12 protein-coding genes are annotated in these 11926 nt (G+C 72.4%); 1 reads left to right on the top strand and 11 read right to left on the bottom strand.

Annotated elements, in window-relative coordinates:
- Positions 1-2 precede the first annotated feature (2 nt).
- The 7 genes from SNE206_RS16905 to hpnC all read right to left on the bottom strand — a co-directional run bounded on the left by SNE206_RS16905 (position 3) and on the right by hpnC (position 7510).
- The gene (locus SNE206_RS16905; protein WP_407914194.1) at positions 3-680 is read right to left on the bottom strand and encodes a 1-hydroxy-2-methyl-2-butenyl 4-diphosphate reductase; all 678 of its coding nucleotides are present in this window, start codon (positions 678-680) and stop codon (positions 3-5) included.
- Positions 670-894 (bottom strand): hypothetical protein, encoded by a 225-nt coding sequence (locus SNE206_RS16900; protein ID WP_407914193.1) that lies wholly within the window; start codon positions 892-894, stop codon positions 670-672. The genes SNE206_RS16905 and SNE206_RS16900 overlap by 11 nt, the downstream gene beginning before the upstream one ends.
- Positions 891-2885: a squalene--hopene cyclase gene (gene shc, locus SNE206_RS16895; RefSeq protein ID WP_407914255.1), complete on the bottom strand. Its 1995-nt coding sequence runs from the start codon at positions 2883-2885 to the stop codon at positions 891-893. Before shc ends, SNE206_RS16900 begins: the two co-directional genes overlap by 4 nt.
- Positions 2886-3008: 123 nt before the next feature.
- Positions 3009-4172 carry a polyprenyl synthetase family protein gene (locus SNE206_RS16890; protein WP_407914192.1) on the bottom strand — a complete coding sequence of 388 codons (1164 nt, stop codon included), beginning with the start codon at positions 4170-4172 and terminating at the stop codon, positions 3009-3011.
- Positions 4169-5569: a hydroxysqualene dehydroxylase HpnE gene (gene hpnE / locus SNE206_RS16885; RefSeq protein WP_407914191.1), complete on the bottom strand. Its 1401-nt coding sequence runs from the start codon at positions 5567-5569 to the stop codon at positions 4169-4171. Before hpnE ends, SNE206_RS16890 begins: the two co-directional genes overlap by 4 nt.
- A 100-nt stretch (positions 5570-5669) precedes the next feature.
- The gene (gene hpnD, locus SNE206_RS16880; protein WP_407914254.1) at positions 5670-6527 is read right to left on the bottom strand and encodes a presqualene diphosphate synthase HpnD; all 858 of its coding nucleotides are present in this window, start codon (positions 6525-6527) and stop codon (positions 5670-5672) included.
- Positions 6528-6568: 41 nt separating this feature from the next.
- On the bottom strand, positions 6569-7510 hold the full coding sequence (gene hpnC / locus SNE206_RS16875; protein ID WP_407914253.1) for a squalene synthase HpnC: 942 nt from the start codon (positions 7508-7510) through the stop codon (positions 6569-6571).
- A gap of 470 nt (positions 7511-7980) precedes the next feature.
- Here hpnC and SNE206_RS16870 point away from each other — a divergent pair, with 470 nt between their 5' ends.
- Complete coding sequence (locus SNE206_RS16870) at positions 7981-8409, top strand: hypothetical protein (RefSeq protein ID WP_407914190.1); 429 nt, start codon at positions 7981-7983, stop codon at positions 8407-8409.
- 74 nt (positions 8410-8483) lie between these two features.
- Here SNE206_RS16870 and SNE206_RS16865 read toward each other — a convergent pair whose 3' ends face one another.
- The 4 genes from SNE206_RS16865 to SNE206_RS16850 all read right to left on the bottom strand — a co-directional run bounded on the left by SNE206_RS16865 (position 8484) and on the right by SNE206_RS16850 (position 11894).
- The gene (locus SNE206_RS16865; RefSeq protein WP_407914189.1) at positions 8484-9299 is read right to left on the bottom strand and encodes an ABC transporter ATP-binding protein; all 816 of its coding nucleotides are present in this window, start codon (positions 9297-9299) and stop codon (positions 8484-8486) included.
- The gene (locus tag SNE206_RS16860) at positions 9292-10212 is read right to left on the bottom strand and encodes an ABC transporter permease (protein ID WP_407914188.1); all 921 of its coding nucleotides are present in this window, start codon (positions 10210-10212) and stop codon (positions 9292-9294) included. The genes SNE206_RS16865 and SNE206_RS16860 overlap by 8 nt, the downstream gene beginning before the upstream one ends.
- 63 nt (positions 10213-10275) lie before the next feature.
- Positions 10276-11148, bottom strand: a complete 873-nt coding sequence (locus tag SNE206_RS16855; protein ID WP_407914252.1) for a glycosyltransferase family 2 protein — start codon at positions 11146-11148, stop codon at positions 10276-10278.
- Positions 11149-11156: 8 nt separating this feature from the next.
- Positions 11157-11894 carry a CDP-alcohol phosphatidyltransferase family protein gene (locus SNE206_RS16850; protein ID WP_407914251.1) on the bottom strand — a complete coding sequence of 246 codons (738 nt, stop codon included), beginning with the start codon at positions 11892-11894 and terminating at the stop codon, positions 11157-11159.
- Between the last annotated feature and the right edge of the window lie 32 nt (positions 11895-11926).

The following is an 11926-nucleotide window of genomic DNA, read 5'->3' as shown; positions in this document are numbered from 1 at the left end:
GGCTAACTCGCCTCCTGAGGGAGCGTCGATGGCGTGGGGTGGGACTCGGACTGTGCGGGCTCGCCGGTTGCGGCGAGCCGGTGCCACTCGGTGAGCGCCGGTACGGCGGCGCGCAGGGCCCGCCAGGCCCGGAAGCCGGCGGGCAGCGTGCCGGGCCGGAGGAGTTCGCGCTCGGGGGTGTCCACGACGACCCGAAGGACGGCGGCGGGCAGCCCGGGCCGAAGCTCGGCGCGGGCGGCGAGGACGGCGGCGGCCTCCATGTCGACGGCGAACGCGCCGCGGGCGTGGAGGGCGCGCCGCTGCACACCGCGGACGACGTGGTCGGCGGTGTGGTGGAGGCCGATGTGGGTGGTCGCTCCGCAGGCCTGGAGGGCCTTGGCGAGCGGCGCCGCGGAGTCGAGCTCGTACCGGCCGCCCTCGGAGTCGCGGACGGCGTCCGCGACGATGACGTCCCCCGGATCGGTGCCGGGGGCGACGGACGCGCCGAAGCCGGCGACCACCAGGGCGCCGTAGCGGCCGGTGGCGAGCAGGGTGCGCACGCTGCGGCGGGCCCGGGTGCGGCCGATCCCGGTCCGGACGAGGACCGGTGAGCCGCCGACCGCGCCCGCCCAGTCGCCGCCGCGCAGGGCCCACGCCTCGGGGCCGAGCGCGCACACCACCAGCAGGGGTTCACCGGTCATCCTGGGCCTCCGCGCGGTCGGGGTCGTCGTATCGGTCGGGGGTGTCGTGCCGGTCGGGGTTGTCGTATCGGTCGGGGGTGTCGTGCCGGTCGGGGTCGTCGTATCGGTCGGGGGTGTCGTGCCGGTCGGGGTCGTCGTATCGGTCGGGGGTGTCGTGCCGGTCGGGGTTGTCGTATCGGTCGGGGGTGTCGGGGTCTCCGTGGTGGTCCTTCACCGGCCACCGCCCCCTGAGCCGAGCGATCTGCCGGTGACGTACCGGCCGAGGGCCGTGACGGGGAAGACCAGCCGGTAGAGGTGGTAGTTGATGGAGAAGTCCCAGGGGAAGCCGGTGCCGGTGAACTGCGGTTCGTCCCAGGTGCCGTCGGCCCGCTGGGTGCGGGTCAGCCAGCGGACGCCGCGTTCGACGGCCTCGCTGCCGGTGCGGCCGGCGCTGCCGGGCTCCCCGTCGGGCCCCTCCCCGGCGGCGAGGAGCGCCATCAGGGCCCAGGCGGTCTGGGAGGCGGTGGAGTCGCCGCGGCCCGCCCAGGTCGCCGGGTCCTCGTAGGAGCGCATGTCCTCGCCCCATCCGCCGTCCGGGTTCTGCCGGCTCTCCAGCCAGTGGACGGCGCGGCGCACGGCCGGGTGGCCGGGCCGGACGCCCGCGGCGACCAGCGCGGGGAGGACGGAGCCGGTGCCGTAGATGTAGTTGGTGCCCCAACGGCCGAACCAGGACCCGTCCGCCTCCTGCTGGGCGAGGAGCCAGGCCACCCCGCGCCGGGTGCGCGGGTCGCGGGCCTTGCCGACCTCGGCGAGCATCTCGACGACGTGCGCGGTGACGTCGGCCGACGGCGGGTCGATGACCTCGCCGAAGTCGCAGAACGGCAGCTTGTTGGGGAGCGGGCTGGTGTTGTCGACGTCGAAGGCGCCCCAGGCGCCCTCGCGGGACTGCATGCCGAGGTTCCACTCGACGCCCCGGTCCACCGCGGCGTCGATGCGTGCGGGCTCGGGGTGGGCGACCCGGCGCAGGGCGAGGACGACCTCGGCGGTGTCGTCGATGTCGGGGTAGGTGTCGTTGTGGAATTCGAACGCCCAGCCGCCGGGGGCGAGGTTGGGCCGCCGGACGGACCAGTCGCCGGGGGTGGTGATCTCCTCGCCGAGCATCCAGTCGGCGGCCCGGACGAGCGCGGGGTCGTCCGCGGGCAGGCCGGCGTCGCGCAGGGCGACGGTGGCCAGGCAGGTGTCCCACACCGGTGACTGGCAGGCCTCCATCCAGCGCCGGCCGTCCTCGGTGTGCACGGTGAAGCCGTCGAACGCGGCCAGGCCGGCCTTCATCACCGGGTGGTCGAGCCGGTAGCCGAGGAGGTTGAGGGCGATGAGCGAGTACACGGCGGGCGGCTGGATGCCGCCCCAGCAGCCGTCGGCCTCCTGCCGGTGCACGATCCAGCGGCCGGCCCGGGCGAGCGCCAGCCGGCGCAGCGGCCGCACGGCGTACCGGTGGTAGTGGTGCATCAGGCGGTCGAGCCGCTGGAACAGGCCGTCCCAGCTGGCGGCGGGTGCGAGCGGGCGGAGCGGGTACGGGTCCGCGGGGTCGGCGTGGAGCTCGGTGAGGGCGAAGGGAGCCGGGTGCACCGGGCGGTGCGCGGAGACCACCGTGAGCGGGACGATCGTCTGACGGGCCCACTGGCCGAAGGCGTAGATGTTGAGCGGCGCCCAGCGGGGCAGGAAGAGGATCTCGGGGGGCAGCTCGGGAAGGTTCTCCCAGGGCCACCAGCCGAACAGGGCCAGCCAGATGCGGGTGAAGACGCGGGTGGCGGCGATGCCGCCCGTCTCGCGGACGTAGTGGGCGGCCGCCTGCATGTGGGGGGCCTGTGGGTCGTCGCCGGCGAGCCTGAGGGCGACGTACGCCTCGACGGTGGTGGAGAGCTCGGGCGGCCCGCCGTGGAAGGTCGCCCAGGTGCCGTCCGCGCGCTGCTTCGAGCGGATCCAGGCTGCCGTGGCCAGGGTCTGCTCAGCGGTGCGGATGCCCAGGAACTCGCGCAGTAAGAGGTCCTCGGCGTCCATGGTGACGTTGGTCTCCAGGTCGCCCTTCCACCAGCCGTCGGAGTGCTGCAGTGACAGCAGGTGGGCGGTGGCCCGGGCCAGCGCCTCCCCGGCAGGAACATCGTCGGACAGTCCTACCGCAGTCGCGCCGTCGGCCGGCGCCTGCGCGGCGTCGGCGGGCGGCACGCCGCCGTCCGGTACCGCCCGGGCCTGTGCCCGGTCGGGTGCCGGAGGGCGGTCGCCCACCGCGGCCGGCTCGGAATCGTACTCGGGGTCGAGCCGGCCGCCCGCGGTTGCTGTCAATTCACGTCACCTCTCTCGTACCACCACGAATTCGGCGAGTGCGACGAAGTGCTCGCGCACCTCGCCGGCCATCGGCACCTCGTCCAGTGCGGCGAGGGCGGTCTGGTGCTGGCGGCGGGCCTCGTCCTGGGTCCAGGCCCGGCCTCCGGCGTCCTCGATCAGGGCCGCGCGGGCGGCGAGCGCCTGCTCGCTCTCCTCGCCGCGGCCCTCGGGGTCGGCCAGCAGTTCGGCGAGCCGGCGGGAGGCGCTGCCGCCCTCGGCGAGCGCCGCGCACACCGGCAGCGACTTCTTGCGCTGGCGCAGGTCGCCCCAGTGCGGCTTGCCGGTCACCTCGGTCGCGCCCCAGATGCCGAGCAGGTCGTCGACGGCCTGGAAGGCCAGGCCGAGGTGGTGGCCGTAGCGCTGCAGCGCGTCGGAGACCCGGTCGTCGGCACCGGCCAGCACCGCGCCGATCGCGGCGGAGGCCGCCAGCAGGGCGCCGGTCTTGCCGCCCTCCATCTCCAGGCACTCCTCGACGGTCACGACGTCGCGCTGCTCGAAGGCCACGTCCATCGCCTGCCCGTCGATCAGGCGGCGCGTCGCGGTGGTGATGAGCCGGACGGCGCGCGCGGCGTCGGCCGCGCTCGCCCCGCCGGTCACGGCGGCGTCGAGCAGCACCTCGGTGCCCAGCGTCGCCATCGCGTCGCCGGCGAGCACGGCCTGGGCCGGACCGAAGACCGTCCAGGCGGTCGCCCGGTGCCTCCGGGTCTCGTCACCGTCCATCAGATCATCATGGAGCAGCGAAAAGTTGTGCACCAGTTCAACGGAGACGCCGCCGGGCACCCCGGCCTCGGCCGATGCCCCGGCCGCCTCGGCCGAGAGCAGGGCCAGCGCGGGGCGCACGGCCTTGCCGCCGTCCCCCGCCGCCGGGCGCCCGTCCCGGTCGATCCAGCCGAAGTGGTAGGCGCCGACGGTGTCCATCGGTGCGGCCAGCCGGGCGACGGCCTCCCGCAGCGACGGGGTGCACATGGTCCGGCCGCGTGCCAGCAGGTCCAGCACCGAGGTGGTGTCCTTCACCGCTCCGGTGCCCTGGGTGCGAGCCTCCACGTACGTTCCCTCTCCTTGCGAATGCCCGGCCTCTGCGGAGGCCGGGCGTGTAGCGGTGTCGGTGGTGCCCGGGCGTGCCGTCATCGCGGCCACCGCCCGTCCCCGCGGTCGGCGGGCGACCGCCGGCCGGTGGCGGCGAGCGCGGCGTCCGCCGCGGCATGACCGCTGCGCACCGCGCTCTCCATGGTGGCGGGCCAGCCGGTGGCCGTCCACGACCCGGCCAGCAGCAGGCCGGGAACGCCGGTGCGCGCCCCGGGCCGCAGCCGGGCGGTGCCGGGAGCCGGGTCGAACGTCGCCGTGCGCTCGCGCGTCACGAAGAAGTCGAGCACCCCGGCCTGCCGGGCACCGGGGATCAGCCGCTCCAGCTCCGGCAGGTAGCGGGCCCGCAGCTCGGCGACCGGCAGGTCGATCTCGTCCTGCACGGCCGACTGCGAGAGCGCCAGGTACTGCGCGCCGGGCACGGCGAGGCCGGAGTGCGGCGTGCGGTCGAACACCCACTGCACCGGCGACCCCAGCGCCGCGAAGAACGGCTGCCGGAGCAGGGTTCGGTCGTAGACGACGTGCACGTTGAGGATCGGCGCGTGGCCGAGCGCCTCCAGCCGGTGCTGCGCCGGGATCGCCCCCGGCGGCAGCAGGGCGGCGGCCGCCTCCTGCGCGCCGGCCAGCACCACCGTGTCGGCGGTGAGCAGCTCGCCGTCCTCCAGACGGACGGCGTGCCGGTCGGCCTGCTTGATCTCGGCCGCCCGGGTGCGCAGCCGGACCTGCACGCCGGCGCGCTCCAGCTCCGCCAGGGCGGCATCGTGGTGGATCTCCCCGAGCGGCACGTTGGCCATGCCGATGTCGGAGGCGCCCGGGTCGGAGAGCAGGCCGGTCTTGAAGACCATCGCGGCCAGCGCCAGCGAGGTCTGCTCCGCGGTGGCGTTGAGCGTGGCCACGCCGACGAGGTCCCACAGGGCGGCCACGGTGGCCGGCGTCTGCCCCTGACGGCGCAGCCACTCCCCGAAGGAGAGGTCGTCCAGCGCCGGGTCGGCCAGGTCGAGGGCCTTGAGGGCGAGCGCCGCCCGCACCACCCGCAGCCGGTCGGCCGGGCCGAGGTGCGGATATCCGCCGAGGCTCGCCGCCAGGTGCAGCGGCACCGGGAGCCCGGCCCGCCGCAGCCGGCCGAACGTCCGGCGGCCGTCGGCGGCGACGCTGAGCACCGGCACGTCGAGCCGGGGCTGGATGTCCACCAGACGGCCCGCGCCCAGTCGGTCGATCAGGCCGCGGTAGGCGGTGCAGCAGCGCAGGAACACGTGCTGGCCGTTGTCGACGACGAGGTCGCCGCGGCGGAAGGAGAAGGCCAGCCCGCCGAGCCGGGGCCTGGTCTCCAGGAGCGTGACCGCGTGGTCGGCCTCGGCCAGCCGCAGCGCGGCCGTGATCCCGGCCAGGCCGCCGCCGACGACCACGGCGGAGGACCGGCCTGCGGTCGTCCGTGCACTCATCGATGCCACCCCCTGCCCTGGTCGCGTTGCTCCGTACCCAACGTCGCTGCACGTGCAGGTGATTCCCTGTTGACACAGCGTGACATAACTCGGGAAAGAATCAAGAACGCCCTCCGGCGAGCCCGGACAGCGCCACGTACGCCTTCTCCCAGCCCGGGAGCGAGACGCGGCCCCGCAGCACCGACTCCGGATCGGCCGCGATCCGGCCGAGCAGGCGGTGGTAGATGCCGGCCATCGCGGCGGTGCAGGCCCGGCTGCGGCGGTCCAGCATCGGCAGCAGCCGCAGGCCCTCCTCGAAGGCCTGCTGGGCGCGCCGCGCCTCGAAGGCGACCAGCCCGGCGAAGTCGGCGCCGACCGGCGGCTCGGACAGCGCGAAGCCCTCCTGGCAGCCGAACCGGACGAGGTCCTCGGTGGGCAGGTAGGTGCGGCCGTTGGCGGCGTCCTCCCGCAGGTCGCGCAGGATGTTGGTGAGCTGCAGGGCCAGGCCCAGCGTGTCGGCGTACCGCGCACCGAGCTCCGGGTCGTCGCAGCCGTACACCCCGAGCGAGAGGCGGCCGACGGAGCCGGCCACGCAGCGGCAGTAGACCTTGAGGTCCTCGAAGGTCCGGTACTCGACGCCCTTGAGGTCCATCTCGACGCCGTCGATCAGCTCGTCGAAGCCGCCGAGCGGGATCGGGAAGCGCCGGGCGGCGTCCGCGAGGGCCACCTTGATCGGGTCGGTGTCGTCCTCGCCGACCGCGCCGGCCCGGATCCCGTCGAGCAGCTCGCGGGTGCGCTCCAGGTGCTCGGCCTTGCGCTCCGGGGGGAGGTCGCCGTCGCCGATGTCGTCCACCCGGCGGGCGAGGGCGTAGAGCGCGGACATGGCGAGCCGCTTGGGCTCCGGCAGCAGCCGGATGCCGTAGCTGAAGTTGCGGGCCTGGAGCGCGGTGACCGCCTCGCAGTACCGGTAGGCCGCCATGACCGGCGCCGACGCCAGTGGTGATGCCGCCACGCGGGCGTTCACCTTCCCTTCGCGAAGAGTGCCGCCGCTCGCAGGGCGAGGCGGCGCTTGTCCGGCCTGGGCTGATGCGCGAGCACGTCGTACCCGGCGGCCTCGACGGCCGCCAGGGCCGCGTACCCGCCGGCGGTGAACCCCGCCAGCAGCAGCCGTAGCCTTCCGTGAACCGTACCCACCAGCGGCGCGCCGCGGTCCAGCAGGGTCCGGGCGCGTTCGGCCTCGAAGGCGACGAGTTCGCGCACCCGGGGACCGGCGGTCGGCTCGGCGAGGTCGGCCTCGGTCACGCCGAAGCGCTCGCGGGAGTCGGCGGGCAGGTAGATGCGGCCGCGGCCGAGGTCCTCGGCGACGTCCTGCAGGTGCTCGACGATCTGCAGGCCGCTGCAGATCGCGTCGGAGAGGACGATCCGCTCGGGGGTCGCGACGCCGGCGACGGCCAGCACGAGGCGGCCGACCGGGTCGGCGGAGAGCGTGCAGTAGCCGATCAGGTCCTGGTACGTCGCGTAGCGGGTGGCCGTCTGGTCCACCCGGTTGGCCTCGATCAGACGGCGGAACGGCTCCGGCGTGACGGGGTGCCGTTCGGCCAGCGGGACGAGTGCGCGCATCAGCGGGTGGCGCGGCGGTTCGCCGCCGCGGCCGAGGGCGGCCTCGAAGGCGCGGTCGAGGTCGCGCTCCAGCCCGTCGAGCAGGGCGAGGCGGAAGGCGGTGGTGCCGCCGGGGGTGTCGCCGCCGTCGGCGGGCACGCCCAGCAGTTCGGCGACCTGCCCCGGGTCGGCGAGATCGCCGTCACCGGCGTCGTCGACCAGGCGGGCGAAGCCGTACACCGCCATGAGGTCGGTGCGCCAGGCGGCGGGGAGGAAGGCCGGTGCGACCGGGAAGTTCTCCAGGTCCGCCTTGTCCAGCGTGGTCCCGTCTGTCTGATTGTCTGATTTGGCCGAAGCCGCCACTGCCGTCACTCCCCCGTTCTACACCGCTGTCAGCCGCAGGTCCGCCTCGGACACGCTCGGCGGCCGACACGGGGCGCTCGACCGATCCTCGACACCCCTTCGACCTGCAGTTTAGGGCTCGATGCCGACCGGCACGGCAGCCCTCCCTCCGCTTCCCCGCAGGATGCCGGGACAGAGCGGACCAAAATCAGCATGGCATCACATATCCGCACATGGAATCCGATCCGATCAAATATTGGGAGTGCGAAAAATTAAGCGGACCCCGTCGATGCATTTACCGAATGCGCTTGCCGATCCAATTGCAGGGCACATATGCTCGGGAAGGTAAATGACCCTTCGCCGGTCCGCACGCCCTTCAGGGGACCGAAAGATCGGATAAACAGGTCCCAAAATCACCCAGGGGGTTCACCTTGAATTCTTGGCGCAAACGATTCTCCGTCGCCGGAGCAACTCTGACTGCCGTATTCTCGATGCTGACGCTGGCAACTCCGCCCGCCTCGGCGGCCGACCAGTCGATCGCCCTGACCCTGTCCACGCCCGACGAGCATTGCGGCTGGTCCAGGTCGTCCAGCACCGTACGCCTCACCTTCCAGTGCGACGGAAACCTCGTCCTCTACCGCATCAGCGACGGACACGCGATGTGGGCCAGTGGAACATACGGCAAGGGAAGCCTCACTCCGGACCTCCTGAACTTCTCGCACGACGGATACATGAAGCTTTTCGCGCACCCGTGGTACGGGTCCAGCCTCGAGTGCATCTGGGGCAACAGCTCCGCAGCCGACGGCCGCTTGAAGGTTCAGGATGACGGAAATGTCGTGATCTACACGTCCGGAGGCACTCCCATCTGGCACACGAACACCTACGGAAATCGCCAGGGGGATGTGCGCGACTGCGCCTGACCCAGCCATGCAGCACGTGAGGGCCGCCAGGATTGGCGGCCCTCACGCTGTACTGTCCGATAAATCAGGCTCGATCAGCCGCGGTTGTGCTTCTCGTACGCGCGGACGACCTCGTCGGTGTGGCCGTCCATGACGAGCTCGCCCTTCTCGATCCAGATGGTGCGCTCGCAGGTGTCCCGGATGGCGTTGTTGTTGTGGCTCACCAGGAAGACCGTGCCGGCCTCCTTGCGGAGCTCACGGATGCGCGCCTCGGAACGCCGCTGGAACTTCTGGTCGCCGGTGGCCAGCGCCTCGTCGATCAGCAGCACGTCGTGCGTCTTCGCCGCGGCGATGGAGAACCGCAGACGGGCCGCCATGCCGGAGGAGTACGTCCGCATCGGCAGGGTGATGAAGTCACCCTTCTCGTTGATGCCCGAGAAGTCGACGATGTCCTCGTAGCGGGCCTTGACCTCGGCGGGCGTCATGCCCATCGCGAGGCAGCCCAGGACGACGTTGCGGTCACCGGTGAGGTCGTTCATCAGCGCGGCGTTCACGCCGAGCAGCGAGGGCTGCCCGTTGGTGTAGATGCCGCCCCGCTCGGTCGGCAGCAGGCCGGCGATGGCCGCCAGCATCGTCGACTTGCCGGAGCCGTTGGAACCGATCAGGCCGACGGCCTCGCCCTTGTACGCGGTGAAGCTGATGCCGCGCACCGCGTGCACCTCGCGGATGGAGGGCGCGCGCTTGCGCGAGATGATCCGGCTCAGCGCCGACGTGGCACTGCCCTTGCCGGAACCGGCACCGTGCACCTTGTAGACGATGTGCACGTCGTCCACCACGACGGTGGGGACGCGGGTCTGATCGGCGTCCACCGGGGCCGCCTCCTTGACGTTGGTCGTTGCGGTGTCAGCCACGGCCGTACTGCTCCTCCGACTTCCAGAAGAACACGAACCCGAAGAGGCCCGCGATGATTGCCCACGCGACGGCGATCGCCCAGACGTGCGGCGGAAGGCCGGCCCGGTTGTCGATGCTCGGATCGAAGGCGAAGCGGACGAGGTCCATGTAGACCGCGGCCGGGTTGACGTCCGCGATCAGCTGGATCCACCTCGGCCAGTCCTTGATGTTGGCCTCGATGCTGTAGAACACGCCGGAGAGGTACATCCAGGTGCGCAGGATGAACGGCATCAGCTGCGCCATGTCACTGGTCTTGGCGCCGACCCGGGCCATGATCAGCGCGATGCCGGTGTTGAAGATGCAGAGCAGCGCGATCGTGGGAATGATCAGCAGCCAGCTCAGCCCCGGCATGATGTTGCTCGCGAGCACGATGCCGACGAGCACCACCATCGAGATCAGCAGCTGCTGGAGCTGGATGATCGTGAAGGCGATCGGCAGCGCCGCCCGGGGGAAGTGCAGCGCCCTGATCAGCCCCAGGTTGTCGGAGATCGACCGGGTGCCGGCTTGTACCGCGCTCTGGATGAACTGGAAGATGAAGACGCCGATGCAGAGCCACGGGACGTAGTTGTTGATCGATTTGCTGCCCGAGAGAATCAGGCCGAAGACCAGGAAGTACACGATGCAGTTCAGCAGTGGCGTGGCCACCTGCCAGACCTGGCCGAGCTTCGCGGTGCTGTACTGCGCCACCAGCCTCGCAGTCGCGAACGACATGATGAAGTGCCGGCGGGCCCACAGGTCCTTGATGTACTGGGCCAGGCCGGGCCGACGGCCGCTCACGGTGAGGCCGTACTTGGCCACGAGCTGCTTCGGGGTCAGGCCCGCGTCGGCACCCCTCGGGGCCGAGAGGTTGAGCGGGTCACTCAGAGTCGACACATTCGTCCTTGATCACGGGAAAGATTGGTTCGACCGGCAGGGGGGTACTACCGGCAGCAGCGATCAGATGATTGGCGGTCTGCCCAAGCGGGTCAATCGCCATACAGTACGCCATCGCATCGGCCGTCGCGGCCCGCAGGGTTCGCGCCAGCCTGCCCGGAAACCGCCCAGCCAGGCCTTCAGCGCGTCGCCGGACGGGCGGCGGGCCAGGGTGAGCAGGAACCAGGTTCCCAGGTAGAGAGGCACCAACAGGGCCGGAAGGTTCCGTCGGGCCAGCCAGACCCTGTTCCGGGCCACGTTGTGGAAGTACGAGGCGTGCCGGGCCGGGGACGTGGTCGGGTGGTGCAGCACCACGTCGGCGCGGTAGTCGATGGCCCAGCCGGCGTCCTGCGCGCGCCAGGCCAGGTCGGTCTCCTCGTGCGCGTAGAAGAACTCCCCGGGCAGCTGGCCGGCCTGCGGGAAGACCGCAGTGCGGACGGCGCTGGCGCCGCCGAGGAAGGTCGTCACGCGGGAGGAGCGCAGCGGGTCGCTGGCGCGCAGCCGGGGGACGTGCCGCCGGGCGGTGACGCCGGTGTCCGGGTCGGCGATCCGGAAGGAGACGATGCCGAGCGACGGGTCCTCGGCGAAGGCCCGGCGCAGCAGTTCCGCGGAGTCGCGGTTGGGCAGCAGGCCGTCGTCGTCGAGGAAGAGCACCACGTCGACGTCGGCGCCGTCGGGGCCGAACAGCTCGATGCCGACGTTGCGCCCGCCGGGGATGCCGAGGTTCTCGGGCGTCTCGGCGGTGCGGACGCCCTCGGGCAGCGCGGGCAGCGGGGCGCCGTTGGCGACGACCGCGATCTCGACCGGCGGGCCGTCCTGGGCGCGGACGGACGCGATGAGGGCGTTCAGCTCCGCGGGGCGGTTGCCCTGGGTGATGACGACGGCGCCCAGCCGCAGCGCGTCGCTCATCGCAGCCTGCTGGAGAGGACGATGCTCAGCAGGTGCAGCACGGTCTGCAGCATGGCGATGGCCGCCAGCACGACGACCGCGAGGCGGGTGTAGAAGAGGCCGCCGGCGACCGCGTCCGCGATGCCCGCGGCGAGGATGAACAGCGAGGCCTCGACGGCGCCGACCAGCCGGTGGAACTTCAGCAGCGAGGCGGCCTTGCGGGCCTTGGCGACGCCGGAGGAGCGCGGCACGGAGGCGGCGTCCTCGACGGCGGTCATGCCGCTGCGGGCGCGGGCCACGTCGACGAGGTCGGTCTCCGACTTGATCAGGATGGCGCCGAGCGCGGCGAGCGTGCCGAGGAAGGCCCACTGCCAGGCGGAGGAGGAGCCCTCCTGGTGGAAGAGGTCGGTGGCCCGCAGGCCGAGGCCGGTGAGCAGCGCGGCCTCGGACATGTAGTGGCCGACGCGGTCCAGGTAGACGCCGGTGAGCGAGGTCTGGCGGCGCCAGCGGGCGACCTCGCCGTCCACGCAGTCGAGCAGCAGGTAGACCTGGATCAGCACGGCGCCCAGGACGGCACCGGTCAGGCCCGGGATCACCAGGGCCGCACCGGCCAGGATGCCGGTGAACATCATCAGGTACGTCAGGCCGTTGGGCGTGATCACCGTGACGGTGCTCAGCACGCGGGTGATCCGCAGCGAGATCTTCCGCATGTAGAGGCGGCCGGCCCAGTGCTCGGCGCTGCGGCGCTGGAGCATGCCCTCGGGGTGGATGACGGCCCGCAGCTCCT

This window comes from Kitasatospora sp. NE20-6 (assembly GCF_045862635.1).
This window is presented reverse-complemented; position numbering and strand designations above follow the sequence as displayed.

Coding starts and splice junctions, on each gene's coding strand:
- SNE206_RS16905 (WP_407914194.1), bottom strand. CDS start 680: ATGACCGGTGAACCCCTGCTGGTGGTGTGCGCGCTCGGCCCCGAGGCG.
- hpnD (WP_407914254.1), bottom strand. CDS start 6,527: ATGGCGGCCTACCGGTACTGCGAGGCGGTCACCGCGCTCCAGGCCCGC.
- hpnE (WP_407914191.1), bottom strand. CDS start 5,569: ATGAGTGCACGGACGACCGCAGGCCGGTCCTCCGCCGTGGTCGTCGGC.
- SNE206_RS16850 (WP_407914251.1), bottom strand. CDS start 11,894: ATGCTCCAGCGCCGCAGCGCCGAGCACTGGGCCGGCCGCCTCTACATG.
- SNE206_RS16870 (WP_407914190.1), top strand. CDS start 7,981: ATGCTGACGCTGGCAACTCCGCCCGCCTCGGCGGCCGACCAGTCGATC.
- SNE206_RS16890 (WP_407914192.1), bottom strand. CDS start 4,172: ATGACGGCACGCCCGGGCACCACCGACACCGCTACACGCCCGGCCTCC.